Here is a 25710-nt window from a genome sequence, read left to right on the forward strand (position 1 = left end):
GGGCTACAGCGTTCGCTTGAGGCCCACGTGCTCTGATTGGTACCCGAGCCGGGTGTAGAACGCGCGAGCCCGCTCGCGCACGACGTCGGTGGTGAGCTGCGACAGCACGGCGCCGTGGGTGCGGCCGTGGTGGTGCGCCCACTCGATCATCGCGGTGCCGAGGCCCAGCGAACGATGGTCGCGCGCGACGCGGACGCCCTCGATCTGCAGGCGGGTCGCGCCTCCGCGGGACAGGCCGGGGATCACGGTGAGGTGCATCGTCCCCACGACGTCGTTCGACTCGTCCCGCACCACGGCCAAGTACTGCGCGTCGTCGCGGGTGACCAGCTCGAATGCTCGGTCGTACACCGCGGCGTCGCCCAACTCGCGGGTCGCGCCGAGCTCGTCGTCGGCGAGCAGTGCGACGATCGCGGGCACGTCGTCGCGCCGCGCGCGCTCGATCCGGTAGGTGCCGCCGCCGACGCCGTGCAGCACGCCTCCGACGGAGGCGCGGGCCTGCAGCTCGCGGACCACCCCGTCGAGCCAGGCCCCGACGTTCGCCCGCGCCTCGAGGGTGTCGGGGTAACGGCAGCGCAGATGCAGTCCACCCTCGTCGAGGATGAACCACAGCATCACGCCGTCGGTGCGAATGGTCGCGCCCACGTACTGTGCGTCGAGCCGGGTCGCGTCCACGCGGACGGGTAGCCGGCGCAGGTCGAGCCACGAGATCGCGAACATACCGGGGGCCTCGGGCATCCCGCCCCACTGCTCGAGCACGTCGGCGAGCGGCCACGACCCGAGTCGCACGGCCTCCCGTACCGCCTCCGCCGCAGCGGCCGGCTCCGCGGACGGCGAGTCCAGCACCGAATTGGTGATGAACCAGCCCACCGAGTCGTGCCAGGTCTCGTCGTAGCGGCTGTGCACGGGGAAGACGGCGCGCAGCGGCGCGCCGGCGAGATCGAGGGTGACGCGGGTCAGCGCCGCCACCGTCGCGGACAGCGTGGAGACGCCGACGGCCCGCGCCGCAGCGGCGAACGCCGCGACCTCGTCGGTGCCGAAGACGTCGCGGACCTCCACGCGCTCCCGATGCGCCTCGGGGGTGCCCAGCGGCAGCGGGAACAGCGGCATGACTCCGCCGCTGGCGGTGATGATCTCGGTCCAGCGGCGCCGCACGTCCTCGGGCGCGGCGGGGCGGTCCGCCAGGGCCCGGGTGTGGTCGACGAAGGGCGGCACGGTCTCCGCCGACGGTGCTCGGCCCGCCCGAATGTCCGCGAGCGCTGAGAGCAGGTCGCGCGCGATCACGAGCATCGACCACATATCGGTGTGCGAGTGGTCCGCGGCCACGATCACCGTGTGTCCGGCGGCGGTCTCCAGGACGCAGAGCCGGTGCGCCGGAGAGCGATAGGGCGAACAGGCGTCGTCGAGCACGTCCCGCAGGGCGTCGTTGACCGCCTGCCCAGGCCCGATCGGGTGCTCGGTCCACGCCCCGGGGCGCACCGAGATCTCATGCAGCGTCGGGCCGTCCGCCCCGGGAAGGAACGCGGTCCGCAGCGTGCCGTGGCGGGCGATCACCGCGAGCCAGGCGGCGGCGAGCTGCTCGCGCGGCACCGGGTCGGGGAGCCGGAAGGACAGCGCCATCCACGACCCCGGCCGGTCTCCGCCGCCCACGTGCCGCGCCTGATCGAAGGAGACCGGCAGGGCATCGCCGGGTTCCGACGCCGCGACGTCGTAGCCGTACAGCCGGCCGAAGGGCAGGCGCAGGTGGGCGACGTTGGTCAGGCGCATGGGCGGTACCCTAGCCCTCTCTCCATCCACCTGCGCGCTGTGAGAAGGCCCTATGCCGACGTTCCGAGTACCGGGAGCAGAGCTCGCCACCGAGTTCAGCGACGAGCACGGTCGCCCCGTCGTGCAGTTGCACGGACTGACCTCCAGTCGCGCCCGCGACCGGGTGCTGGACCTGGACCTGGGCCGCGGTCTGAGCGGGACGCGGCTGCTGCGCTACGACGCGCGCGGGCACGGGTTCTCCACGGGCCGCGCCGTCCCCGACGACTATCGGTGGCCGAACCTCGCCGACGACCTGCTGCGGCTTCTGGACCATTGGTTCCCTGGGGAGCGGGTGCACGGCGTCGGGCCGTCGATGGGGACCGGCACGCTCCTGCACGCCGCTGTGCGCGAGCCCGACCGGTTCAGCGGGCTGACGCTGATGGTGCCGCCCACCGCCTGGGCGACCCGCGTCGCGAAGGCTGCCGAGTACCGCGCCGCCGCAACATTGATCGAGGAGCGCGGCGTGGAGGAGTTCCTCGCCGCGGGGGAGGGTGCCGTACCGCCGGCGGCCACCGCCCTGCACCCGTCGACGCGGCCCGACGTCCCCGAGCCGCTCCTGCCCTCGCTGTTCCGGGGCGCCGCGGCGAGCGACCTCCCCGCGCTCGAGGAGATCGCCCGTATCGACGTGCCGGTCACCGTCCTGGCCTGGATCGACGATCCGGCGCACCCGGTCTCGACGGCCGAGGAGCTCAACAGGACGCTCCCGCGGGCGACGCTGTCGGTCGCTCGGTCCCCGCAGGACGTGCAGCGGTGGCCGTCGGTCCTGCTCCGGGACGTCGCGGGCTGAGCCGCGACACGGCCACGCCCACGAGGCACAGGACGCCGCCCAGCAGGCCCCACGTGGTGGGGGTCTCGGCGAGGAACGCCCAGCTCAACAGGATGGACAGGCCCGGCACCGCGTACGACGACGAGGCGGTGACCCCGGCGGGGGTGTGCGCGAGCGCGTAGGCCCACAGCAGGAACGCGAGTGCGGTGGGCACGAGGCCCAGGTAGATCACGCCGACGGTGCTCGACATCGGCGCGGCCGCGAGCTCGTCGAACAGGCGGGGCGCCCAGGGTAGCAGCACGAGCGCGCCGACTCCCGCGCCGAGCGCGGTCGCGGTGAGGGGGTCGACGGTGCGCAGCACCAGCTTCTGCGCCACCACACTGATGCCGTAGAGCAGCGCCGCCGCGACGGCGAGGGCCACGCCGGCACCGTCGTGCCGTCCGTCGCCGGTGAAGGCGATGATCGCGGCCCCGGCGAAGCTGATCGCGATGCCCACGACGAGCAGCGGCGGGAAGCCCTCCTGCAGGAAGGCGCCGGCCAGCACCGCGACGATGATCGGCGCGATGTTCACCAGCAGCGCCGTGGTCCCGGCATCGAGGTGCTGCTCCGCCGCGTTGACCAGCACGGTGTACAGCGCGAACCACAGCGCGCCGTAGCCGACGGTCAGCGCCAGCGTGCGGCCCCGGGGCAGCCGGACACCCCCGTTGTACAGGGCGTTCATCCCCCAGATCACGCCGAGGACGGCGGCGCCCACGAGGAGCCTGCCCTCCGCCATGGCGATGGGGGAGACGTGCGGGCCGAGCCCGCGGATCACCACGAAGGCCGAGGCCCAGGCGAACATCACGGCCACGAGGGCCAGGGCGGGGAGTCTTTTCGTCATGACTTCACTGTGCGGCTGCCCTGAAGTAAGCACAAGCGCATATTTCTGCACTATCATTCAGTAACACTGAATGGAGGCGCCATGCTCGACGCACACCGGCTCATGATCTTCCGCTCCGTCGCGGCCACGGGCTCCGTGGCCGCCGCCGCTGCCAGCCTCGGCTACACCCCGTCAGCCGTCTCCCAGCACGTCGCCGCCCTGCAGCGGGAGACGGGCCTCACGCTCTTGGAACGGGTCGGACGCGGCGTGGAGCTCACCCCCGCCGGGCGGGTGCTCGCCACCGAGGCCGACGGGGTGCTCAGCCGCCTCAACGACCTCGGCGCCACCGTCGACGACCTGCGGGCCGGCAAGGCGAACCGGATCACCATGAACGTCTTCGCCACCGCGGGCACGCACTGGATGCCGTCGGTCGTGCAGACACTGAGCGCCGAGTTCCCCGACACCCGGCTGCGCCTGCGGATCGAGGACGAGGTGAACGAGATCGCCGCTCGTCGGCCGGATCTCGCCGTCGCGGTCCGGCAGGAGCACGGGCAGACGACCGCGGTGCCGGGCTTCTCCCACGAGGACCTCGTGGTGGAGTCCTACGTCGCCGTCGTGCCGACGGGTCACGCGTTCGCGGACCGGGAGCTGGTGGACATGGCCGAGTTGGAACACGAGCGGTGGATCGACAACGACGTGCGGCGCGGCGCGTGCCGTCAAGCCGTACTCGATGCCTGCGCCGCAGCGGGGTTCACGCCGCGGTTCGTGGTCGAGACCACCGACTACCCGTCGGCGCTGCGTTTCGTCGCGCGCAGCGTCGGCGTCACCGTGCTACCCCGCCTCGGCGCCACCGAGCTCCCGGCGGGCACGGTCGCGGTCGACATCTGCAATCCTGCGCCGCGGCGCACCATCGTCGCCTACGTCAAGGATTCCGAGTGCCGGAACCCCGTGGTGCGCAGGGCCATGCACCTGCTCCGCGAGGCGGCGGCCGCAGCTCGTCGTCCGTGAGCCGCGACGCGCCGGTTTCGCCGACCGTGAACGCTCCGCCCGGTGCAGGCCCGGTCGGATAGGCTGAGGCGTATGACGAGCGGGGTGGCGAGCATCGAGACGCACGAGTCGGCGGAGGCCGCGCGTCCCCCGCTGCTGCGCGAGGTGTTCGGGCGCGTCCTGCGGCAGGAACGCACCCGTCAGGGCCGCACGCTCGCCGAGGTGGCGAGCGACGCAGGTGTGTCGACCCAGTACCTCTCCGAGGTCGAGCGCGGACGCAAAGAGGCCTCGTCGGAGGTCCTCGCCAGCGTGTGCGACGCGCTCGGCGGATCGATGATCGAGTTCGTCGGCGGCGTGCACCGGGAGCTGCTGGGCGCCCGCCCGCGCCCCGTCGCGCTCGCCGCAGCCTGAACCCGGCGCCTTCTACGACTCCTCGGGCGCCTCGTCGCCACCCGCAGCGAGGGCTTCCGCGGCATCGGTGGTGTCCGCCTCCTGCGCCGCCTCGCTCTCCTTCGCTGCGCGGGTGTCCTTGTCGTAGCGCAGCAGGTGCGGGTGCACGGCGCGGAAGCCACGGGCGCGGTAGGCGCGCAGACTGCGGGTGGCGAGTCCTGGTTCGTCGGCGATGGCCTGCGTGAAGTTGTCGTCGATGAGCACCGTCCCCGGGCGCGCCGCGCTGGTCAGGCGCGCCGCCAGGTTCACGACGCTGCCGAACAGATCGCCGTAGCGCTGCAGCACTTCGCCGTAGGCCATCCCCACGCGCAGCTGCGGAAACTCGATCTCGATGACCTCCAGCTCGGGGAACTGGTGCGGCTCCTGCAGCTCGAGCCCGATGCGCGCGGCCGCCGCGGGATCCTCCGCCGCGAACATCACCTCGTCGCCCCCGCCCTTGATGATCCATCCGCCGCCGCCGTAGATCACGGCCTGCATCCGCGCCTCGAACGTGGCCACCAGGGTATTGAGTTGCTCGACCGCGAGTCCGCGGCTGAGTCGGGTGTAGCCGACCATGTCCGCGAAGCCGACGGCCATGGTGGCGGTCATGGAGTCGGACGAGTCGTGCGTGCCCAGGCGTCGCGTGGCCGTGGAGAGGTGTCGCCGCCAGACGTGAGTCTGCAGGGTCTCCATCTTGTCGATGACCTGGGCGACCCCGGCCGACGGGTCCTTCACACCGGCGTCGTGAGCGTTGTCCAGGTGCGCCTTAATGATGCCGGCCTGCCATTCCGCGAGCCGATACATCGCTTGGCCGAGGGCCTGCGCGCCGGGGAGTACGGCCTCCCGGTCGATGATGTCTTGGGCGAACAGGTCGGCGAGGTCCCGGACGATCGCCACATCGTCCCGGGTGAACGCCTTCTGTTCGTCGTCCCGCAGGTTCGCGAAACCCGCGGATGTCCACCAGAGGCGGAGGTCCTCCACGTCGATGCCGCCCAACTCCGCGAGCTCACGGAAGGTGTACTCGCGTTCGCCCGGGAGGAGCAGACCGTCGATGTCCAGATCTTCGGTGTCGGCCATGGGTCCACTGTATGGGGCATAGGGTGGCAGGGTGACGATCAGTGTGTTCGAGCTGTTCTCGGTGGGCATCGGCCCGTCGAGTTCACACACCGTGGGGCCGATGCGGGCGGGCGCCGATTTCGCCGATGAGCTGCGGGAACTGCCGTCGACGGTGCGTGCGGTCACCGTCGATCTCTACGGCTCGCTCGCGGCCACCGGGCGCGGGCACGGGACCTTCGCCGCGGTGCTGCTGGGGCTGGAGGGCAACCGGCCCGAGACCGTCGATCCGGACGACGTGGAGAAGCGTGGCGCCGAGATCGAGGTCACCCGCACCGTGTACGTGGGGGGCCGCGACGAGGTGCCGCTGTGCGCCGAGCAGATCGTGCTGCACCCCCTCACCGTGCTGCCGCGGCACACCAACGGCATCCGATTCCGGGCGGAACTCGCCGACGGCACCACGCACGAGGCCGTCTACTACTCGGTGGGCGGCGGCTTCGTCGAGCGCGAATCCGGCGCCGACACGGTGGATCCGCTCGCCGGATCGCCCGGCGTGCCCCACGACTTCGACACCGCCGCCGGGTTGCTGGAGACGTGCGAGCGCACCGGCCGCACTGTGCCGCAGCTGATGCTGGCGAACGAGATCGCGCTGCACGGCGGACCGTCGGAGGTGGCCGAGCGCGAGGTGCGCGCCGGACTCCTGCACATCTGGGAGGTCATGGAGGCCTGCATCGAGCGAGGCTTCCGCGCCGAGGGCATGCTGCCCGGTGGGCTCGGGGTCAAGCGGCGCGCGCCCGGGTTGTACCGCCGGCTCGTCGATTCCGACGGTGCCGACGCCATGGACTGGCTCAACGTCGCGGCCATGGCCGTCAACGAGGAGAACGCCTGCGGCGGCCGGATCGTGACCGCGCCGACCAACGGCGCGGCCGGGATCGTGCCGGCGGTGCTGTACTACGCGCTGAAGTTCCGGTCGTCGCTGGCCGCGCGTCGCGAGCAGGTGGTGTGCGATTACCTGCTCACGGCGGCCGCGATCGCCGTGCTGTACAAGCGGCGTGCCTCCATCTCGGGCGCCGAGGTCGGCTGCCAGGGCGAGGTGGGTTCCGCGTGCTCCATGGCCGCGGGAGCATTGGCACAGGTCATGGGCGCGACGGCCGCGCAGGTGGAGAACGCCGCGGAGATCGGCATCGAGCACAACCTCGGCCTGACCTGCGACCCGATCGGCGGGCTCGTGCAGATCCCCTGCATCGAGCGCAACGCGATTGCGTCAGTGAAGGCCGTCAACGCCGCGCGCATCGCCCTGCACGGCGACGGCACGCACCGCGTCTCGCTGGATCAGGCCATCGAGACCATGCGCCAGACCGGCGCCGACATGCTGTCGAAGTACAAGGAGACCTCCCTCGGCGGCCTCGCCGTGAACGTGCCCGAGTGCTGAGCCCGTTCTGTCGGACACCCTCGCTAGGGTGACCGTATGGACGTGCTGACGGTGGCGGCGGTGTGTTTCCGGGACGAGGCCGGACGGGTGCTCACGGTGCGCAAACGCGGCACCGACGCCTTCATGCTGCCCGGCGGCAAGCTGGAACCGGGGGAGGCCGCGATCGACTGCGCGGTCCGCGAGATCGACGAGGAGCTCGGTGTCGCGCTCACGACGGAGGACCTCACTCACCTGGTCTCGTGGCGGGGTCCCGCCGCGAATGAGGCGAACACCGACATCGAGTCCACGGTCTTCGCCACCGAGCTGCGCGTGGAGCCGCGCGCCGCAGCGGAGATCGCCGAGGCACGCTGGCTGGATCCCGCGGACCACGGCGGGGTGACCATCGCGCCGATGCTGGAGCAGTACCTCTTCCCGCGGCTGGCCGGCGCGCCGAGCACATGAGGATCACGCAGCCCCAGGCGCGGCGGATCGCGCTCGCGGCGCAGGGCTTCGAGCCGGGCTTCGCCGGCACGGCGGCGCCCACGATGCGGCAGGTCCAGAAGACGATCGACCGGCTCAAGCTCATCCAGATCGACAGCGTCAACGTCGTCGCGCGCAGCCAGTACCTGCCGGTGTTCGCGCGCCTGGGCGACTACGACACCGCGTTGCTCGACCGTGCCCGCGACCGGGCGCCTCGCCGGCTCGTCGAGGCGTGGGCGCACGAGGCCTCGCTGGTCCCCCCGGAGACGTGGCCGCTGCTGCGGCACCGTCGGACAGCGGACCGGGTGGCACAGCGGTTCGCGAGCTACGAGTCCCGGCATCCCGGCCAGCTCGACCGCCTACGGTCCGAACTCGCCGCGCTCCCGCCGCTCACCGCCCGCGCCCTCGAGGCGCACCTGGAGCACGAGCAGGTGGTGGAGAAGACGCACTGGGGCTGGAACTGGTCGTCGGTGAAGGAGGGGCTGGAGGTCCTCTTCCACGCCGGCGAGGTCACCAGCGCCGGCCGCACCAGCCAGTTCGAGCGGCTCTACGCGCCCACGTCCGCGGTGCTCGGCGACCTCGCGGACCGCATCGTGCCGGACGAGGAGGCCTACGTCGAGCTGATCCGCCAGTCGGCGAAGGCGCACGGCATCGGTAACCTGCGCTGCCTGCGCGACTATTTCCGGCTGTCCACGGCGCAGGCGGCACCCGCGGTCGAGAAGCTCGTGGCTGCAGGGGAACTCATCCCCGTCGAGGCGGACTGGTGGCCCGGCACCGTCTACCTGCACGCGGAGGCCAGGCGGCCCAGGGGCATCGCGGCGCGGGCGCTGCTCTCGCCCTTCGATCCCGTGGTGTGGCAGCGCGAGCGCGCCGAGGCGCTGTTCGACTTCTTCTACCGGATCGAGATCTACACGCCGAAGGAGAAGCGGGTGCACGGATACTACGTGCTGCCCTTCCTGTTCGGTGATCGCATCGTCGCGCGATGCGACGTCAAGGCCGACCGGGCAGCGGGAGAGTTGCTGATCCATTCGACGACCTGGGAGCCCGGTGGCCGCGACGCGGCGTCCGAGGCGGCACTGGAGCAGACCGTCGCCGAGATGGCGGAGTGGCTGGGGCTGGAGGGTTACCGACTCTGACCCGCCCGCATCGTGATGGCGTCGAAGACGCGGAACAGCGCGTGGGCGTCGGGGCGGTAGTGGCCCGGGTCCGGGGCCGACTGCCGAGACGCGGAATCCCACTGCTTCTTGGTAACGGCGGAGAATTCGAACCGGTACCCGGCGCGGGCGGCGACCAGTTGCAGCAACGTCTTCGCCGCGCGCCCGTTGCCCTCGCGGAAGGGGTGCGCACAATTGAGGTAGGCGTACGCGGTGGCGGCGCGATGCCCGTAGGCCCGCCGCGCGCGGTCGCTCGGTGCGGCGGCTTGCGCGAAGGGTTCGTGGGGTAGTTGCAGGATCACCGTTGCATCCTCGAGGTATCGCTCGATCGTCGCCGCGCCGAAGGTCTGGTCCCGCAAGCCCATGTCGTATTGGCGGAAGACGCCCGCCCACGGGTAGACCTCGCCGAACAGGACGCGATGGATCGCGACGAGGTGCGCGCCGTCGAAGGTCGCCGGGATGTCGATCACCCGCGCCTCGAGACCGCACTGCCGGGCCGTGCCGATCTCGAACTCGAGCTGCTGCAGCGCACCCGCGTCGCGGATCCCGAAGCGGTTGCGCAGGATCCGCGTGCCCGGATAGAACGTGTCGGGGAAGTCTCGCGGCACGTCGATGCAGTCCGGCGAGCCGGTCTCAGCGCCGGCCAGCGCGCGGTCGATCGCGGCGGCGACGTACTCGTCGAGCGTGACGGCCCCGTCCGCCAGCGCGAGCAGCCGCTCGGCATCCAGCGGCGTCGGCGCCCACCCCTCGAGCACGCTGTTGGCGATCGCCCCCAACACCGTCGCTCGATCCATCCCCGCAGCTTATCGACACCGGTCGACCGGATCAGCGGGTGATCTCGACCTCGCGGGTCAGCTCCAGCAGGTCGAGGAAGGCCCGGTCGTGGGAGACGACCACGAGCGCCCCCTCCCACGACTTCAGCGCCTCCACCAGCAGTTCCACCGACGGGACGTCGAGGTTGTTGGTCGGCTCGTCCAGCGCCAACAGCGACGGTGCCGGGTCCCCGAGCAGGGCGATCGCCAGCGCGAGCCGCAGACGCTCCCCGCCGCTGAGGGTGTTCACGATCCGCTCCGACTGCCGCCCACGGAACAGCATCCGCGCGAGCGCGGCGTGTGCGTGCTGGGCGTCGAGGTCCGGGTGGGAGTCCCGGACGGCGTCGAGCAGCGTGCCCTCCTCGGCGGGCCCGAAGCGCACGTCCTGCGGGACGTAGCCGATCACCGTCGGCGGCTCCGCGGCCCGGGCGGCGGCGATGGCGCGGCGCAGCACCGTGGTCTTGCCCGCCCCGTTGGGGCCGACGAGCGCGATCCGCTCCGGGCCCACGACCTGCAGCGGACCGTCGTCGAGCTGGAGACGGTGCAGGCCAGAGCCGGGCTCGGGCATGGCGATGCGGACGGAGCGGTCGTCGCGGACGCCCTCCTTCGCGGCGTCCAGGGCATCCCGGGCCGAATCGACGCGGTCCTCGTGCAGGCCCCGGTGCTTGCCGGCCGAGACCTCCGCGGCGTTCTTCCGCAGACCCGCGATGATCTTCGGGACCCGCCTCTCCGCCTCGGCCTTCGCGGCGAACCGCGCGCGTCGATCGAGCTTGACCTGCGCCTCCACCAGGTCGCGGCGCTGCGCCTTGAGGTCGACCTTCGCCGTGGTCACGGCCTGTTCCGCGGCGGCCTGCTCGGCGTCGAGCACCGCGCGGTAGTGCGAGTACGGACCGCCGAAGACGCGGACGGAACCGCGGTACAGCTCGACGGTCGAGTCCATCCGTTCGAGCAGCGTGAGGTCGTGGCTGACCACCACGGTCGTCCCGGCGAACCGCTCCAGCGCGTCGGTGAGCAGGCCACGGGCGCGCTCGTCGAGGTTGTTGGTCGGCTCGTCGAGGAGCAGGGTGTCGGGCCGCAGCAGCAACTGCCCCGCGATGGCGAGCAGGGTCGCCTCCCCGCCGGACAGCGTGCCGACGGTGCGGTCGAGGGCGCCGAGCCGTAGGCCCAGGCCGTCGAGGACCGCGGTCGCCCGCTCCTCGACGTCCCAGTCGTCGCCGACGGCCTCGAAATCCGCGGGCTCTGCCGAGCCGCCCTCGATGCGGCGCAGGGCGGCGACGGTGCCGCCGATGCCCAGCGCGTCGGCGAGGGTGCTCTCCGGGCGCGCCTGCGGGTGCTGCGGCACGTAGCCGACTACGCCGGTGCCGCTCACCGAGCCCGCTGTGGGAACGATCTGACCTGCGAGGATGCGCAGTAGCGTGCTCTTGCCGGCGCTGTTGGCCCCGACCAGGGCGGCGCGTCCGGCGGGGATGGTGAAGCTGAGGTCGTCGAAGACTTTCGTGCCGTCGGGCCAGCGCAGGGAGAGTGCGGAGACAGCGAGAGAGGTAGCCATGAATGCTCCTGGAGATCGTCAGGGGCCGCGTCGGGTGGGGTGGTCACACCGGTGCGCGCGGCAGGGCCGAGGACGTCTCAGGACAGCATGTCTGCGAGTCTAACCGCGGCGATTGAGCGGCGCATCGAAATATTCCGGAGATATCCGAGTGTGATCTATGTCCCACTCCGGGCCGCGGCGCTTGTGCGGCGCGCAGTGTGTGGTGTTACTTTCAGTTCATGTCCGGGAGTCTTGAGGCCCATCTTCGCGTCGGTTATGAGACCGTCGCGTTGGGCTGCCGTCTCCCCATGGTTCGCGTGCACTGTCGAATGTGTTGCTGCTGAGCGCTCCGGCTCGCAATTCCGCCAGCCCCGCACGGGCTGATTCGATCGACAACTCCATTCCACGTCTGCGCCCGGGGATCACCCGGAGCCGCGGCGTACGCACACACTTCGAGGAACCATGACCGTCGTTGATCTCCCCGCCGTTCCCGCCACCCGCGCCCCGCAGGCCCGCCCCGCCCGCCCGCGTAACCCGCTGGCCCGGCCCGCCGCCACCGAGCGTCCGGCCCGCACCGCCTCCCCCGCCCGCGTCTTCGCCCCGCAACTGCGGGTCTCCGAGAAGCCCGCCGCGGCGGTGCTCCGCGTCATCCGCCGCGGCGGCCTGGTGCTTCGCGACGAGATCGTGCGTGAGACCCAGCTGTCGGCGGCGACTGTGAACCGGCAGGTCACGGCGCTGATCGAAGCAGGGCTGGTGCGGGAGCGCGCCGACCGCGCCGCCAGCGGCGTCGTCGGCCGTCCGCGCCTGCCGCTCGAGGTCGACCCGAACGGCCCCGTCGCACTCGGCATCCACATCGGTTTCCGCGTGAGCACGGTGACCATGCACGACGTCGCCGGCAAGGTCGTCGGCGCCATCCAGATCCCCACCCCCGAGAGCGGCGAGCCCGGCGAGGTGCTCTCGGTGATCGCGACCAGCGCGCGACGGTTCCTCGCCCGCTGGGACGGCCGTACCGTCCTGGGCGCCGGTGTCGCCATCGGCGGCCGGGTGGACGACCGCGGCGTCGTCGCCGATCACCCGCGCCTCGGGTGGAAGGACCTCGCTCTGGGCGAACGCCTGTCGGGCGCGATCGGCCTGCCCGTGACCGTGGCGCCGCACGTCGAGGCGATGGCCGCCGCGGAGCTGCACCTGTCGGAGGAGTACGAGTCGCAGGGCTCCACCCTGTACTTCTACGGCCGCGAGACCGTGGGCGTCGCGCTGGCGCTGCACGGTGCGGTGCACTCGCCGAAGTCGGGGCCGCACACCATCGGCCACCTGCCGACCCGGGGCGTCGACCTACTGGACCCGAAGCGCACCGGCCGCCTCGAGGACGCGGTCACCGACACCGCGGTTGTGGACGCCGCTCGCGCGCAGAAGCTTCCGGTGCGGACCATTGTGGACCTGCACAAGCTGGCCGACGGCGGCAACGAGACCGCGCGGGCGATCGTCGCCGAGCGCGGACGAGTGCTGGGTGAGGCCGCCGCGCTGGTGGCCGACATCTTCAACCCGGACCGGTTGATCCTGGGCGGCCAAGCCTTCACCGACCACACTGCGATCCTCCCGCACGTCTCCGCCGCACTGAAGGCCACCTCGGCCGAGCCCGGCCGGTCGGTGCGGGTCAGCGGTGCCGGTGCGCGCGTGCAGCAGCAGGCCGCCGGCGCCGCCGCGCTCGACGGTGTCTACACCGATCCGCTCGGCGCCGTCTCCCGCGTGGTCGCCTGAACGCTCACTCCGCGTCCTCGACCTGAGGTAGCTCGCTGCCGCCTGCGAGCGCTCCCGCGTCGCACAGATCAATCAACATTCGGAATTGCTGATGGTGATTCTGTGAGTCCTGACCTGCCTATCTTGCATTCGGATAGCGGCGGCTTCAGAGCAGTGCAGTTGCAATACGAGTGGTACATTCTTTTGCGACAACGAACGCAGTCGGTGCGTGTGTGCCGCCTGGTGGGCAGACGGGAGGGTGGCATTGAGTTCCGACGAGGACGTCGATGCGAACCTCGGCCAGAGCGTCGGAGCGCGCGCCATCGAGGCGCGTGCGGCGATCGCGACGGCGCAGTTGCGGTCGACCGTGACCTCGATCAGTTCCGCGGTGGGGTGCACGAGCTCGCACGGCGAACGAATCGTCGAGATCATCGACGAGCTCATCGACGACGTCATGCCCGAGCTCGAGGCCGCCGAGGCTCTCGCCTCCGGCGGCGCTGCCGTCCGACGGGACGCGGCCGCCGCATCGCCCTCGTCGGTGTGGGGCGAGCCCGACTCGAGCGCGGCGCCGCGCCCGGCATGAAGTGAGGTGTCGAAGTGATCGATCGCCCTGATACTCCCCACGCCGACGTTCTCCTCGACGGGATCTGGGAGGAGGAGGTGACCCCCGACGACCTCGCGTCCCGGGCCCTGTCCGCGGCCCAGGCATCGTCGTACGCGTTCCGCGTCGCCAGCGAGGGCACTACCGCGACCGCCCAGCTGGGCGAGGTCGACGTGGCCGACTTCCTCGAGTCCGAGACGGGCAGGTGGGCTCAGAGCTTCATCGGCATCGTTCGGGTGGGCGAGTCTTTGGTCCACGTCTCGCACGCGCTCGGCGAGCTCGCGCGGAGCCTGCAGCAGGTCAACCTGGAGCAGTCGGAGATCGTCTACCAGGTCGAGGCCGAGATCGAGGCCGCGCAGCGGCAATCCGCCCAGGCCGGGGTCGACCCGGCCGGCCGGATCGCGGAGCTGATCGCCCGCGCCAGGGCGCGCGCCGCCGAGGTGGCGGAGAAAATGGCCACGCCCGAGACCAGCAGCACGACGAAGAAGCCCGCGGTCGGCCTGGTCAGTGGATTCATGGCGTTCGGCCGCGTGCCTGGTGCCAGCGCCGAGGCCGCCGAACGCAACGGCCGCGTCGCCCGTTACGGCCACGCCCGCAACGGCTACGCGGTCCGCACCACGCGCACCGACCGGAATGGTCAGGCCGCCGACGAGCGGGTCGCCCCGGTCGAGGAGGGCGCCGCCGCGGCGGCGGAGGAAGCCTTCGCGGGGTCCGCTTTCCCGGTCGACGGTGCCTCCGCGTCCGCGGCCGACGAGTTCGTGGCCGCGGATGATCCGACCGTGGTGGCCCCGCTGCCCGAGACTGCGGAGGACCCCGCGGCGGAGAACGTCGCCGCAGAGCCGCCCGAGGGCGATGCGCCCGTGATCACGAACGGCTTTCTGGGCTTGGGCCGCGCACCGTCCCCGACGGTGGCCGCCGACGACGTCCCGGTGCCGGTGGTGCCGCAGCCGATGATCAACGGTTTCCTGTCGCTGGGCCGCGCGCCCGGCGCGGACGTGCCCGCGACGCAGGGGCCCAGCAGCGGGCCGATCCCGGTCGCCGCGCCGACCCAGTTTCTTCCGCTCCCCACGACGTCCGCCGAGGCCGTCGCCGGAGAGTTCGGAGAGGGGGCGAGGGTGGAGCTCGGTGCGCCGGCGACGCCGTCCGAGCCGGGCGGCGGACCGTCGCCCGAGAGTGAGCCGGGAGCCCGTGCGGACGCGATGGACGAAGGCTTCCTCGCGTTCGGTCGCGTGCCCTCGGGTGGCGGGTGGGGAGGCTCGGGGGTTCCCCCGACGGTCCCCGTCGGCCCTCGGGCCGAAATCACCGACGATGCAGAGGAACCCGTCGTGGACATCACCGAGGCCGACGCGGACGAGGACGACGACGTGGCGGAAGTAGGCGACGCGGCGGTCGACGAGGACGGCCTCGGCGAACCGGCCGACGACGCCGCGGCCCCAGCCGACACGGCCGACGATGCCGCGGCCCCAGCCGACACGGCCGACGATGCCGCGGCCCCGGTCGACGCCCCTGTCGAATCGACGGAGTCGATCGACGCGGAGGCGGACGAGCCGGGCGCTGACGAGCCGACCGCCGACGAGACGGTCGACCAGGTGCCGGCCGACCGTGGAGAGCCCACCCTCGCGCCGTCGCGGCCGGTGCGCAAGTCGGGCCCCGTCAAGTTCTCCGACCTGCTCAAGGCCGCGAACGCGCAGAAGGTCGATCCCGCTCACCTGGCTCCGGCGGCGCTCGTGGCGCCGGACATCGCCGCCGCTGCTCAGACGGCCGAGCCCGTCAAGCCGGCACCGGTGCGCGCCACCGGGCCCGCGATCCTGGGTCGTACGGAACCTCTGGTGTTGCGCAAGAAGGCGTCGCCTGCCGTGGAGCAGGTGTACGACGCGGTCGCCTCGATTCTCGGCTCGCTGCGCGGTAGCCCCCACGGACCCGACTCCGGGCTGCACTGGGCCGCAGGGCTGTTGGTCAACGATGCGGAGACGGTCATGGCTGTCACCACTTCGGATGCGGGTTGGCTGCCGCCCGGCGTGGTGATCCCCGCTGGTGTCCGGGTGCTGTGGAACGTGCCCGCCGGCTATCGCTGGGCGTCGATCGACGACCCGGTGCGCCAGTTGATCGAGTACGCGGCGAACGGCGGCTATACGCTCACGGCCGCCGCCACCACGCACCCGAGCCGCGCGTACGCGTCCGTCGTCGGCGAGGAGAACCTCGTCGGGGTGCTCCGGCCGGGCGCGGTGCTCCCGGGTGGGCGTAGCCGCCTCGAGGCCACGGTCTCGCCCGCGCGCCTGCAGCACATCCGGTCGCTCGAGCCCGAGCAGGCGGACCGGCAGGCGCGGGCCCTGATCCGGGACCTGGAGTCGCAGCCGATCGCGCCCGAGCACGCCGTCGGCATCGAGGCCGCACGCATCGACGCGCGGCGCTTCCTCGATGAGCACGAGGAGGTGCCGCCCGCGGTTCTCGAGCAGTTGCACACCGATGAGCGGGCCCTCGGCGACGCCCTGAGCCTGGACCGGACCCCGGCCTCGGTCGAGGACCTGACGGTGCCCGCGCCGGACGCTCTCCACCTCCGCGACCGTCTGCTGGAGCGGGCGATCCTCGTCGCCACGCTCGCTGCGGCGTACCACGACATCGAGTCGGCGGTCTACGCCTGGACGTACGCACGGTTCCTCTCGAGCCAGGATCAGGATTCCAAGCAAGCACGATGACGACCTCGAATCCCACTGCCCAGCGGTACTTCTCGCTCGGGCTGCGATCACTCGCGGCGCGGACGGATTCCCGCGAGCCGGCGCAGGCCTTCCGCCTCGCCGTCGAATCCGATCCCACGATGTGCGACGCGTGGATCGGCCTGATGGCCGTCGACCGCACCCAGCTCAGCGACCCGTCGGCCGCGCGGGGACTACTGAAATCGGCGCGCAACTTCGGCGCGGAACTGCGCCGCAACGGGATGGTCGTCGACCCCGCGGAGGGTGCGCTCGGGCTGAAGATCCCCGTCCAGATGGGCGTCGTCGAACTCGGGATGCCCGTCACTGATGTCGTCTACGCGCGCGCGGGAGCTGCGGTGATCCTGGCGCAGGCGGGCCGGCTCGCCGAGGCAGCGGAGGAGCTGACCCGGCTGCAGCGCGAGGTGAGCGCGGACTCGCCGGCGCAGCGGAACTACCTGCGATACCTGTGGATCTGCCTGCTGGGTCTGGCGCACCGCTGGCCCGAGGTGCTCTCCACGGTGGCCGACAGCCGCGAGCCCCTGTGGGTCTCGGCCGAGACGGACGGGGCCGTCCGCTTCTGGCAGCTGGGCGTGACCGCGTTGACCGCGCGCGCCCTCGTCGGCACCGGTGACGCTCACCAGGCGCTCTCCGCGACCAAGACCGCACTCGCCTCCGAGGAATTCAAGCTGGTGCAGGCCAGCCTCCTGGTGACGCAGGCGTACGCGCTGCGGGCGACCGGCGAGGCGGAGGCCGCCGCCAAGCTGCTCCGAGACGCCCGCGCGTGGATCTCGGCGCGCGCCGACCTCGATCACGCCGCGGCGGGTGGCACGCTCGAGGTGGTCACCGTGCAGTCGATGCGCACCCGCACCGACCCGTGGGACCCGTCCTCCGGAACGACGGCCCAGGAGATCGAGCAGGAGAGCCTCGACCGGCAGCGCGATGTGGTGCTCGCCGACGCGTGGCGCGAGCTCGACGCGCTCGTCGGCAGCCCGGACGTCAAGTCGCAGATCCGGAGGCTCGCGTCGAAGGTCGAGATGGACCGCGAGCGCAAGGAACTCAGTGAGGAGCTCGGCGAGGAGTACAGCGAGGAGGAGATGCGGCTCTCGGCCATCATCACCGGCCCACCCGGCACCGGCAAGACGACGGGTGTACGGATCCTCGCGAAGCTCTACTACGGCTTGGGCGTGATCGCCAAGCCGGAGGTGTACGAGCACCAGCCCAGCGACATGATGACGGGTTACGTGGGCCAGGCGGGCATCCGCACCAACAAGTTGGTCGACGAGTCGCGCGGCGGCCTCTTCTTCCTCGACGAAGCGTACGGCCTCGTCGCCGGAGACGGGGACGACCAGGGGTCCCAGTTCGGTCGCGAGGCGCTCGAGGTGTTGCTCGCCCGGATCGAGAACGAGGGCGATAAGCCGCTGCGCGACAAAGTCGTCGTGGTCCTTGCGGGCTACGACGACGATATGAACCGGCTGCTGCAGGTGAACGCCGGCCTCCCGCTGCGGTTCCCGACGCGCATCTCGTTCAGTTCGTTCACGGCGGAGGAACTGGTGGAGATCGCCGAGTCCGTGGCCGCCAAGAGTCGGGAGAACCTCGGCGTCGGGGTACGCGACTACCTGGAGGAGCACAACGCGCGGCTCGCCGAGGTGAGCGCCCTCGATCTCAAGGGCCGCCTGTGCACCGGCATCGACCTCATGTCGAACGCCCGCTTCATGCGCACCGTCGTCTCGGCCGCCCGCGGCTTCCGCGACTTCCGAGTCAGTGCGATCGACCGATCGGCGCTGTCGTCCGAGGAGAAGCGGACGCTGTTACGCACCCTCGAGCTCGAGGACGTGCGCCTGGCCTACGAGGAGACCCTGCGCGTGTCGCCGAACTTCCCCTGGTCGCAATGGCACCTCTTGGAGACGAGTCGGGAGGAGCGATCGCGTGGCTGAGACGACGCCGGACCCGTCGAATCCGAAATCGGGTCTGCAGGAACGGGTCCGCGGGTTTCGCCTGACCTCGAAGTACCAGAAGTCGGGCGAGGCCTACCTGCAGCGGCGCAACGAGGAGGCGCTGGTCCGCCGGGACACGCGCTGGATCGACGACGTCAAGAAGTTCCAGGGCTCGCCGCTGTACATGGCGCTCGCCGCGGGCCTCGTCGTCGTCCTCGGGTGTGTGATCGCCGCCGTGATCTTCCCCGCCGGCAAGGTCGGCGACGGCGACATCATCCAGGACAGTCAGACCGGCGCGCTGTACGTCAAGGTCGGCGACGCACTCAGCCCCATCCCCAACGTCGTCTCCGGTCAGCTGATCGTCGGCACCCCCGCGACGCCGGTGCTGGCGAAGTCGGCCGAGATCGAGAAGTTGCCGCGCGGCCCGCTGGTGGGGATTCCGTATGCCCCCACGGCGATCCGGAACTCCACCAGCAGGATGTCGCAGTGGGCAGTGTGCGATACCACAGCCACCGGCTCGGCCGTGCCACTCGACCCGTCGACGGGGTTGCCCACCACTGCGACCTCCGCGGTGAAGGTCACCGTCATCGGCGGCGCACTGACGCCCGCCGACGGCACGGACGAGCTGACCGGAGACCGCGCCCGCGTCGTGGCCTTCGACAACCAGACCTGGCTGGTCTACTCCGACGCCGGGGTTGTGGCCCGCGCGCGACTCGACCTGGGCAACTCCGCGATCCGGGAGGCGCTGGGCATCTCCATCGACCAGCGGGTGATCCCGATGTCGTCGGGCTTGTTCAACGCTCTCGCGGCGCGCGAGCCCATCGACGTCCCACCGATCATGGATCTCGGTAAGCCCGTGCGCTTCCCGAATACCGAGAAGCTTCTCGTCGGCACTACGCTGCGCGTCGCCACCGTCGACGGCGGGTGGACCTACTACGTGGTCGCCGCCGACGGCGTCCAGCAGGTCAGCCAGACCGCTGCGGCGATCCTGCAGACCGCTTCGCCGGTCAGGAGCGGGGTCGTCGAGACCGAGGCGTCGAAGGCGAACCAGTGGCCCAAGGTGGGCGGACGGATCGCCGTCGACCACTTCCCGGCGGGCAAGGTGCGGATCGAGGACACCACCAGCGACCCCGTGACCTGCCTGAGCTGGTCGCGTGACGGTGACGCGCCGACCGCCGAGCAGAAGGTCCTGGTCGCGGGCACGGTGCCGCTCACCGCCGAGCAGAGCGCCGCCCGGATCTCGTTGATCGGCGCAGCCGGCTCCGCGGGGACGATCGCCGATGAGGTCTACCTGCCCGCGAACAGCGGGCGGTACGTCTACGCCACGGGCTCCGCGAAGGACTCGCGCGAGCACAGCGGCGAATTCTGGATCGCCGACACCGGCATCCGGTACGGCATCGACGACCAGGGCTCGACCGAGCCGGGCTCGTCCGCGAAGGCGCTCGGCCTGCGCGACCCGGTGCCCGCGCCGTGGACGATCATCAGCCTCTTCGCTCAGGGCCCCACGCTGTCGCAGGCCGGTGCGTCCATCAAGCACGACGGTGGTGCGCAGGACCCCGTCGTGGCGAAGTTCGACCCGAAGGGGAAGTAGTGAGTAGGCAGGTCTTCGAACCCCCGCTCCACCCGAAGAAGGAGCCCCGGGTCGTCAAGAAGGAGGTGGAAGTCCGCACGCCGGACACCATCGACGAGGTCGATCCTCCGGGCAGGTGGCGCACTGTGATGATGCCCGTCATCATGGTGGTCGCCGTGCTCGGCATGCTGTTCATGATGATCCGCATGAACCGTGGCTTCAACCCGGTCATGCTGCTCATGCCGATGATGCTGCTGTTCGGCATGTTCGCGTACATGGGTGGCGGTCCCGGCGGCAGCGGCAGCAAGTCCAGGGCGCAGCTGCTGCACGACCGCAAGCAGGCCAGCCGCTCGATCGGCGTTTCCCGCGAGAAGGCACTTTCCCGCGGCCGCAACTACTTCGACGCCCTCGTTCACGCCTATCCCGATCCGTCCGTCGCGGCCTCGCTCGTCGGCACCGAGCGGATGTGGGAGGTGAGTGGCGGTGATCCCGAGCGCAAGACGCGGTTCACGGCCGCACGGTACGGCCGCGGCCGCATCGTGCCGAAAGCGAAGCTGCTCACGCCCGAGGCGCCCGAGGGTGAGTTCCTCGATCCCGTTCAGTGGACCGAGACCGTGAAGTTCCTGCACACCCACTCGACCATCGCGGACATGCCGCTCGCGCTGACCCTGCGCAACCTGCCCGTGCTCGGCGTCGGCGGCGACGCCGAGCGTTCCGCGGGCATGGTGCGCGCCATGCTGAACCACCTCGCCATCACCCACGGACCGGACCGGCTCCGTTTCGCCGTCGTCGCGGACACCCCCGACGGCGGTCGGTGGGAGTACCTGAAATGGCTTCCCCAGGTGCAGCATCCGTCACTGATCGATGCGCTCGGCTCGCGGCGCATGATCTACGGCAATTGGACCGAGTTCCTCGACGAGCTCGCCGGCAGCGAGGAGCAGCCCACTGCCGAGGCGGACCGCATCGTCGACTACTCACGGCCCTTCACCACCGAGTCCGAGGTGACCGGACGCACCCGGCACACCGTCGTGATCGTGGATTCCGCTGAGCGGGCCCGGATGACGGACCAGGCGATCGCCTCGCTCGCCGATGTCACCTGGATCCTCATGTCGCCGCCCGACGGCGTGATCGACTCCTTCCCGCACGCGGTGCTGCTCGACGTGGACCGGGCGGGCATCGTGACCCGCTGGGACTCGAACCTGCCGTTGGAGGAGCCCAAGGAGATCGCGCGGGCCGACTACCTCGACCCCGTCGACGCGCACACCACCGCGCGCAAGCTCGCGCGCTGGGAGCTCGAGACCACCGCATCGCTGCTCTCGAAGGAGCGCAAGGACTCCGGGCGCGACTGGGCGACTCTCGTGCAGGTCGACGATCCCGGCGCGATCGACGTGGTCGACTTCTGGCAGCGCATCAAGCGGTTCGACGATCCGCGCCGCCTCAACTTCCCGATCGGCTTCGGCCCCGACGGCACGCGGATATTCCTCAACATCCGTGAGGCGAGCCAGGGTGGCACGGGCCCGCACGGCGAGATGATCGGCACCTCGGGCTCGGGCAAGTCGGAGTTCCTGCGCTGCCTCGTCCTCGACGCGTGCCTGTTCCATTCCCCGACGATGCTCAACCTGCTGCTCGTGGATTTCAAGGGCGGCGCGACCTACCAGGGCATGGAGGAGATCCCGCACGTCGCCGCGGTGGTCACGAACCTCGAGAAGTCCGAGAGCATGGTCGACCGCATGATGGAGGTCATCACCGGCGAGCTCAAGCGGCGTCAGCAGCTCTTCGACAGCGCCGCGGCACGGTACCCGTCGTTCAACATCATTGGCCTGACCGAGTACGAGAAGGCCCGCGAGTCCGGCCACTGTCCCGACCTCGAGCCCATGCCGGCGCTGCTCGTCCTCATCGACGAGTACACCGAGCTCCTCGAGGCCAAGCCCGAGTTCGTCAACATCTTCAGCCAGATCGGCCGCGTCGGCCGGTCCGTGGGCGTCCACCTGCTGCTCGCCTCGCAGAACGCGGAGATGGCGCGCTCGCGCGGCCTGGAGTCGAACATCCACTACCACATCGCCCTTCGCACCGGCACTGCCGGAGATTCGCGTGCGGTGATCGGCGTGCCCGACGCCAAGAACCTGCCCGGCAAGCCCGGCAACGGCCTCATCAAATCGCTGCACGAGGACGAGCTGATCCGGTTCTACGCGGGCTTCACGGGCAAGCCCTACTTCGCGCCCGAGGCGGAGCCGGAGCCCCTTGCGCGGGAGATCGTGCAGCCCACCGCCGACGACCTCTCCTCCCGCGGCTTCACCGCGCGCCGGGTGGACATCCCGGACCTCGACGCCGAGATCGTGGAGGACGACGAGATCGTCCGCACGGAGGAGGAACTGCTCGCCGCGCCCACCGTCTTCACGGTGGTGAAGGAACTGCTCACCAGGGCGCCGGCGCGCCCGGCGTACAAGCCGTGGCTCCCGGAGCTCACATCGACCACGCTGGACGTCCTGGCACCATCGCTGGCGGCCGACGAGTGGGTCGCTCCGAAGGTGACCACCCCCGCAACGCTGAAGCTGCCCTTCGGCGTCTTCGACGACCCGGCCAAGCACCAGCAACCCGTGTGGGAGCTCGACCTCTCGGGCGGCCAGGGCAACGTGCTCGTCTACGGCGCACCGCAGAAGGGCAAGACCACCGCCGCGATGACGCTGGTGACCTCCCTCGCGCTGACCCACGCGCCCCAACAGGTGCAGTTCTTCATCGTCGACTACACCGGCGGCGGCTGGATGCGGCTCGAGGATCTGCCGCACGTCTCCCGGATCGCGACGCGCTCCGAGGAGGACGCGATCAACCGGATCGTCTCCCAGATGTCCGACCTGATCGACCAGCGCGTCAAGCTCTTCCGCAAGTACCGCGTCAACTCGATGGCGGAGTACCGGCGGCTGCGCAGCGACCCCGGCGCAGAGGTCATCGCCGAGGACGCCTTCGGCGACGTCTTCATCGTGATCGACGGCTTCGACGCCGCTGTCACCGAGGGCGGGGTCTTCGAGGACAGGGTGCCCATGCTGGAGTCGCTCGCGTCGGGCGCCCTGAACTACGGAGTCCACTTCGTCATCACCACCGCCCGCAACACGGTGCTCCGCGGCCTCGCCAGTCATATGCACACGATCATCGAGGGGCGGGTCTCCACGGCCAGCTACGACATGTCCGTCGTGAACTCCCAACGGAACAAGGCGGTGCCCGACAAGGCCGGTCACGTCATCACCACGGACCGGGAGCTGCTGGCACTCGTCGCACTGCCCCGCGCCGATGGCGACGTCTCGCCCGACACCCTCAGTGTGGGCATCGAAGAGGTCGTCGACCGGATCCGGCGCGCGAACACCTCCGGCGCGGAGGCGCCGAAGCTTCTGGCCCTGCCCGAGTCGGTCCTCAAGGACGACCTGTTCTCCGTGTTGCCCGCCGAGGCCGGCGCGCGCGAGCGAGTGCGCCTGCCCTTCGGCGTCCGGGAGCTCGACGGCGGCCCCGCTACCGCGGACTTTGGGCGCGAGGCGCACATGTACGTGGTCGGCGAGAGTGGATCCGGGCGGTCCGCGTTCGTGCACACCCTCATCGAGGCGATCAGCCGCCGCTACCCGACCATCGACGACGGTGCCATCGCCCTGCTCGACCCCAAGCGCGTGCACCGCGGTGCCTTCGCGCCGAACCCGAAGAATCTCGGCCTGCACGGCTCCGACCTCTACGATTTCCTGCGCCGCTGGCAGGACAAGCTCGTGGAATGGATGGGCGAGGGGGAGACGGACCCCGCGAAGGTGACCTACCGCCGGGTGCCGGACACGGCCGACAGCGCCGCCCTCGCGCGCCGCGACTGGTGGACGGGCCCCGAGGTCTTCCTCATCATCGACGACTACGACGCCGTCGTAGCCCGCGGAGACCGCACCAATCCGATCACCCAGACGGTGAAGTTGATGAACGACGGTGTCATTCGGGGCTTCCACGTGATCGTGGTGCTCAACGACTCCGAGTACCTCTACAAGGCGAGTTCCGACCCGCTGATCCAGTACCTCGACACGCACAGCACCATGGCCCTGGCGCTCTCCGCGGACAAGTTCAACGTGAACATCGCAGGTGAGCGGGGCCAGCGCTTCGGCGTCGCGGGACGCGGCCGGTTCCACCCCGGACGCGGGGCTCCGTCGGGCATCGTCCAGGTCGCCTGGAACGGCGTGCGCAGGGACGAGGGAATGACCGACGAGGACGTGTGGGGGTGAGCCGTCTGCGAGAATGTGGGAATGGGGCGTACCAGGGGAAGTACGGTGACGGCACTCGTCGTCGTCGCGGCGCTGTCGGGGTCGGCGTGTTCGACCACCGTGCCGGGCGAAGCGGTTCCCTCGGAGGTACGGCTCGACACCGGGAACTTCACGACGATGCCCCGCGACGTCCCTGACCGGATCGGTGATGACGCAGCAGTTCAGGGGAACATTGCTCTGGGGGACTACGCCGTAGTGCCGTTCGACCTCGATGCCAGGTTCGATTGGGGGCTGTACAGGTTGTTCCCCAGCCTCCCCGACTCCAACTCGCTGTACCGGGTGATGGGAATAAATCTGTGGAGCGCCCTGAACCCGGGACGCGTATCCGGCGTACTCTCGGCGGCGACGGAGGCCCCCAATACTGAGGACTCGCCGCAGGCCACCATGATCGTCCTGAGGTACTCCGACGTGAGCCGAGCGCAGACGGCGTTCAACAGGGTTGCGCAGATACCAGCGACCGTCGCCAGTGCGGCACCGTCGAAGTACCCTGCCGCGCACGTCGGCCTCCAGCCGACGTCGTTCAGAACGGGCCCTGCGATCTGGCTGCGGCACAAGGAGTACGTTCTTGCCGCGACTTTCGCGAACATCAGCGACGCTACGCGCGTCGAGCGCCTCACTACGAGCTTCTTCGATGCGCAGATTCCGAAGCTCGACAGCGTGCCCTTCGGCCCCGACGCCGCGAGAACGCAGCCCGCGGACAAGGACGGGATCCTGCGGCTGACTCGAGTTGATTCGACGGAGCCCGGCGCTGTCAAGTACACCTCCGGCTACTACTCGGTCCACACTTACGTGACGGGCGCCGTCGGCCGTAAGAGCACGGCGCGAGACAAATACGCGGTTCATGGGATCGACCTCATCGGTAATGAGGGGCGCAATCAGGTCCTGCGTGCTGCGAACCCCGACCGGGCAGCGGATTACGTGCGGCAGTACGGAATCGGGACGTCCGAAGCCGCGGCTCGAGGCTTCCGATCCGAGCCCGGCGTGCCGGGTCTCGGGGAATCGAGGTGCCATTCGACCGTCGCAACACTGTACGGACGCGCTGAGCGGGTCTACTCGTGCTCCGTTTCGCGCGGGCGGTACGTCGGCGCGGCCCAGGGCGCGTCGCTGCTCCAAGCTCAGCAAGGTGGCGCGGCGAGTTACATGGTCCTCAAGAACGCCGAATAGTACCGGCGTGAAGTGCCCAACGCTCGATTGCCGGACCGATGGTGGGCGCCGATTGTCAGTGCTGGTTGTTTTGGTGACCTGGGATTGACGAGAGGACACCAGCCTGGGATAGTTGCGATCTGAAAGTCAATCTGAAGGGGACAAACAGGTGGGCCTGAACGTGGCGCCTATACAACTCTTGGCAGGAACCAACGAGGTCATGGCCAACGTCGCCACCACCTCGGGCTTGATCGGTGGCGCCGCGGGCGCCATCGGCGCCGTCGTACCGGCGGGCGCCGACGACGTCTCGCTGCTGGCCTCGGCCAGCTCCGCGGCGCACGCTGCGAACTTTCTGGCCACCTCCGTGGTCGATCACGCCGAGGTCGCGCAGTACGCAGTGAGCCTCTCTGCCGCCGCCTCCACGTACATCATGGCCGACAACGCCGTGCAGTTCTGACGAGCGTGACGTC

Annotated in this window: 19 protein-coding genes; 14 read left to right on the forward strand and 5 right to left on the reverse strand. The window is 70.6% G+C overall.

From position 1 onward, the window contains the following. Positions 1 to 3: 3 nt before the first annotated feature. Positions 4 to 1764 carry a GNAT family N-acetyltransferase gene (locus FK529_RS18130; RefSeq protein ID WP_146563856.1) on the reverse strand — a complete coding sequence of 587 codons (1761 nt, stop codon included), beginning with the start codon at positions 1762 to 1764 and terminating at the stop codon, positions 4 to 6. A gap of 52 nt (positions 1765 to 1816) precedes the next feature. Between FK529_RS18130 and FK529_RS18135 the strand changes: the two genes are divergently transcribed. Further along, positions 1817 to 2590: an alpha/beta fold hydrolase gene (locus tag FK529_RS18135; RefSeq protein WP_146563858.1), complete on the forward strand. Its 774-nt coding sequence runs from the start codon at positions 1817 to 1819 to the stop codon at positions 2588 to 2590. Here the strand turns inward: FK529_RS18135 and FK529_RS18140 are convergent. After that, a complete protein-coding gene (locus FK529_RS18140; protein ID WP_146563860.1) occupies positions 2493 to 3449 on the reverse strand; it encodes a DMT family transporter in 957 nt (318 codons plus the stop codon). The two genes, FK529_RS18135 and FK529_RS18140, sit on opposite strands and share 98 nt — an antisense overlap. A gap of 81 nt (positions 3450 to 3530) precedes the next feature. Between FK529_RS18140 and FK529_RS18145 the strand changes: the two genes are divergently transcribed. Both FK529_RS18145 and FK529_RS18150 read left to right on the forward strand, forming a co-directional pair. Continuing rightward, positions 3531 to 4436: a LysR family transcriptional regulator gene (locus FK529_RS18145; protein ID WP_146563862.1), complete on the forward strand. Its 906-nt coding sequence runs from the start codon at positions 3531 to 3533 to the stop codon at positions 4434 to 4436. 72 nt (positions 4437 to 4508) lie between these two features. Continuing rightward, the gene (locus FK529_RS18150) at positions 4509 to 4826 is read left to right on the forward strand and encodes a helix-turn-helix domain-containing protein (protein ID WP_146563864.1); all 318 of its coding nucleotides are present in this window, start codon (positions 4509 to 4511) and stop codon (positions 4824 to 4826) included. Positions 4827 to 4838: 12 nt separating this feature from the next. On the opposite strand, the gene FK529_RS18155 is transcribed toward FK529_RS18150, so the two are convergent. After that, positions 4839 to 5921, reverse strand: coding sequence for an adenylate/guanylate cyclase domain-containing protein (locus tag FK529_RS18155; protein WP_158635150.1), 1083 nt, complete (start codon positions 5919 to 5921; stop codon positions 4839 to 4841). A gap of 31 nt (positions 5922 to 5952) precedes the next feature. On the opposite strand from FK529_RS18155, the gene FK529_RS18160 reads away from it, so the two are divergent. The 3 genes from FK529_RS18160 to FK529_RS18170 are packed head-to-tail and all read left to right on the forward strand — an operon-like array spanning position 5953 to position 8924. Continuing rightward, positions 5953 to 7329: an L-serine ammonia-lyase gene (locus FK529_RS18160; RefSeq protein WP_146563868.1), complete on the forward strand. Its 1377-nt coding sequence runs from the start codon at positions 5953 to 5955 to the stop codon at positions 7327 to 7329. Positions 7330 to 7365: 36 nt separating this feature from the next. Next, positions 7366 to 7770: an NUDIX hydrolase gene (locus FK529_RS18165; RefSeq protein ID WP_146563870.1), complete on the forward strand. Its 405-nt coding sequence runs from the start codon at positions 7366 to 7368 to the stop codon at positions 7768 to 7770. Beyond that, positions 7767 to 8924, forward strand: a complete 1158-nt coding sequence (locus tag FK529_RS18170) for a winged helix-turn-helix domain-containing protein (protein WP_146563872.1) — start codon at positions 7767 to 7769, stop codon at positions 8922 to 8924. Before FK529_RS18165 ends, FK529_RS18170 begins: the two co-directional genes overlap by 4 nt. Here FK529_RS18170 and FK529_RS18175 read toward each other — a convergent pair. Together FK529_RS18175 and FK529_RS18180 are read right to left on the reverse strand one after the other, a co-directional pair. Then, positions 8912 to 9736, reverse strand: coding sequence for a Fic family protein (locus FK529_RS18175; protein ID WP_146563874.1), 825 nt, complete (start codon positions 9734 to 9736; stop codon positions 8912 to 8914). The genes FK529_RS18170 and FK529_RS18175 overlap by 13 nt on opposite strands. A 31-nt stretch (positions 9737 to 9767) precedes the next feature. Further along, positions 9768 to 11303, reverse strand: coding sequence for an ATP-binding cassette domain-containing protein (locus FK529_RS18180; protein WP_146563876.1), 1536 nt, complete (start codon positions 11301 to 11303; stop codon positions 9768 to 9770). 441 nt (positions 11304 to 11744) lie between these two features. Here FK529_RS18180 and FK529_RS18185 point away from each other — a divergent pair, with 441 nt between their 5' ends. From FK529_RS18185 to FK529_RS18220, 8 genes are all read left to right on the forward strand, one after another. Further along, positions 11745 to 13040 carry an ROK family transcriptional regulator gene (locus FK529_RS18185; RefSeq protein ID WP_146563879.1) on the forward strand — a complete coding sequence of 432 codons (1296 nt, stop codon included), beginning with the start codon at positions 11745 to 11747 and terminating at the stop codon, positions 13038 to 13040. 244 nt (positions 13041 to 13284) lie between these two features. Then, positions 13285 to 13602: a hypothetical protein gene (locus FK529_RS18190; RefSeq protein WP_146563881.1), complete on the forward strand. Its 318-nt coding sequence runs from the start codon at positions 13285 to 13287 to the stop codon at positions 13600 to 13602. A gap of 14 nt (positions 13603 to 13616) precedes the next feature. After that, positions 13617 to 16316, forward strand: coding sequence for a DUF5632 domain-containing protein (locus FK529_RS18195; protein ID WP_146563883.1), 2700 nt, complete (start codon positions 13617 to 13619; stop codon positions 16314 to 16316). Next, a complete protein-coding gene (locus FK529_RS18200) occupies positions 16313 to 18247 on the forward strand; it encodes an AAA family ATPase (protein ID WP_146563885.1) in 1935 nt (644 codons plus the stop codon). Before FK529_RS18195 ends, FK529_RS18200 begins: the two co-directional genes overlap by 4 nt. Beyond that, on the forward strand, positions 18240 to 19838 hold the full coding sequence (eccB, locus tag FK529_RS18205) for a type VII secretion protein EccB (RefSeq protein ID WP_158635151.1): 1599 nt from the start codon (positions 18240 to 18242) through the stop codon (positions 19836 to 19838). Before FK529_RS18200 ends, eccB begins: the two co-directional genes overlap by 8 nt. After that, on the forward strand, positions 19838 to 24058 hold the full coding sequence (eccCa, locus tag FK529_RS18210) for a type VII secretion protein EccCa (protein WP_158635152.1): 4221 nt from the start codon (positions 19838 to 19840) through the stop codon (positions 24056 to 24058). Before eccB ends, eccCa begins: the two co-directional genes overlap by 1 nt. A 45-nt stretch (positions 24059 to 24103) precedes the next feature. Next, positions 24104 to 25261, forward strand: a complete 1158-nt coding sequence (locus FK529_RS18215) for a DUF7373 family lipoprotein (protein WP_146563891.1) — start codon at positions 24104 to 24106, stop codon at positions 25259 to 25261. 160 nt (positions 25262 to 25421) lie between these two features. After that, a complete protein-coding gene (locus tag FK529_RS18220) occupies positions 25422 to 25697 on the forward strand; it encodes a PE domain-containing protein (RefSeq protein ID WP_269432104.1) in 276 nt (91 codons plus the stop codon). Positions 25698 to 25710 lie beyond the last annotated feature (13 nt).

It is taken from the genome of Tsukamurella asaccharolytica, assembly GCF_007858435.1.
Lineage (GTDB): Bacteria > Actinomycetota > Actinomycetes > Mycobacteriales > Mycobacteriaceae > Tsukamurella > Tsukamurella asaccharolytica.

Coding starts and splice junctions, on each gene's coding strand:
- FK529_RS18130 (WP_146563856.1), bottom strand. CDS start 1,764: ATGCGCCTGACCAACGTCGCCCACCTGCGCCTGCCCTTCGGCCGGCTG.
- FK529_RS18135 (WP_146563858.1), top strand. CDS start 1,817: ATGCCGACGTTCCGAGTACCGGGAGCAGAGCTCGCCACCGAGTTCAGC.
- FK529_RS18140 (WP_146563860.1), bottom strand. CDS start 3,449: ATGACGAAAAGACTCCCCGCCCTGGCCCTCGTGGCCGTGATGTTCGCC.
- FK529_RS18145 (WP_146563862.1), top strand. CDS start 3,531: ATGCTCGACGCACACCGGCTCATGATCTTCCGCTCCGTCGCGGCCACG.
- FK529_RS18150 (WP_146563864.1), top strand. CDS start 4,509: ATGACGAGCGGGGTGGCGAGCATCGAGACGCACGAGTCGGCGGAGGCC.
- FK529_RS18155 (WP_158635150.1), bottom strand. CDS start 5,921: ATGGCCGACACCGAAGATCTGGACATCGACGGTCTGCTCCTCCCGGGC.
- FK529_RS18165 (WP_146563870.1), top strand. CDS start 7,366: ATGGACGTGCTGACGGTGGCGGCGGTGTGTTTCCGGGACGAGGCCGGA.
- FK529_RS18170 (WP_146563872.1), top strand. CDS start 7,767: ATGAGGATCACGCAGCCCCAGGCGCGGCGGATCGCGCTCGCGGCGCAG.
- FK529_RS18175 (WP_146563874.1), bottom strand. CDS start 9,736: ATGGATCGAGCGACGGTGTTGGGGGCGATCGCCAACAGCGTGCTCGAG.
- FK529_RS18180 (WP_146563876.1), bottom strand. CDS start 11,303: ATGGCTACCTCTCTCGCTGTCTCCGCACTCTCCCTGCGCTGGCCCGAC.
- FK529_RS18185 (WP_146563879.1), top strand. CDS start 11,745: ATGACCGTCGTTGATCTCCCCGCCGTTCCCGCCACCCGCGCCCCGCAG.
- FK529_RS18200 (WP_146563885.1), top strand. CDS start 16,313: ATGACGACCTCGAATCCCACTGCCCAGCGGTACTTCTCGCTCGGGCTG.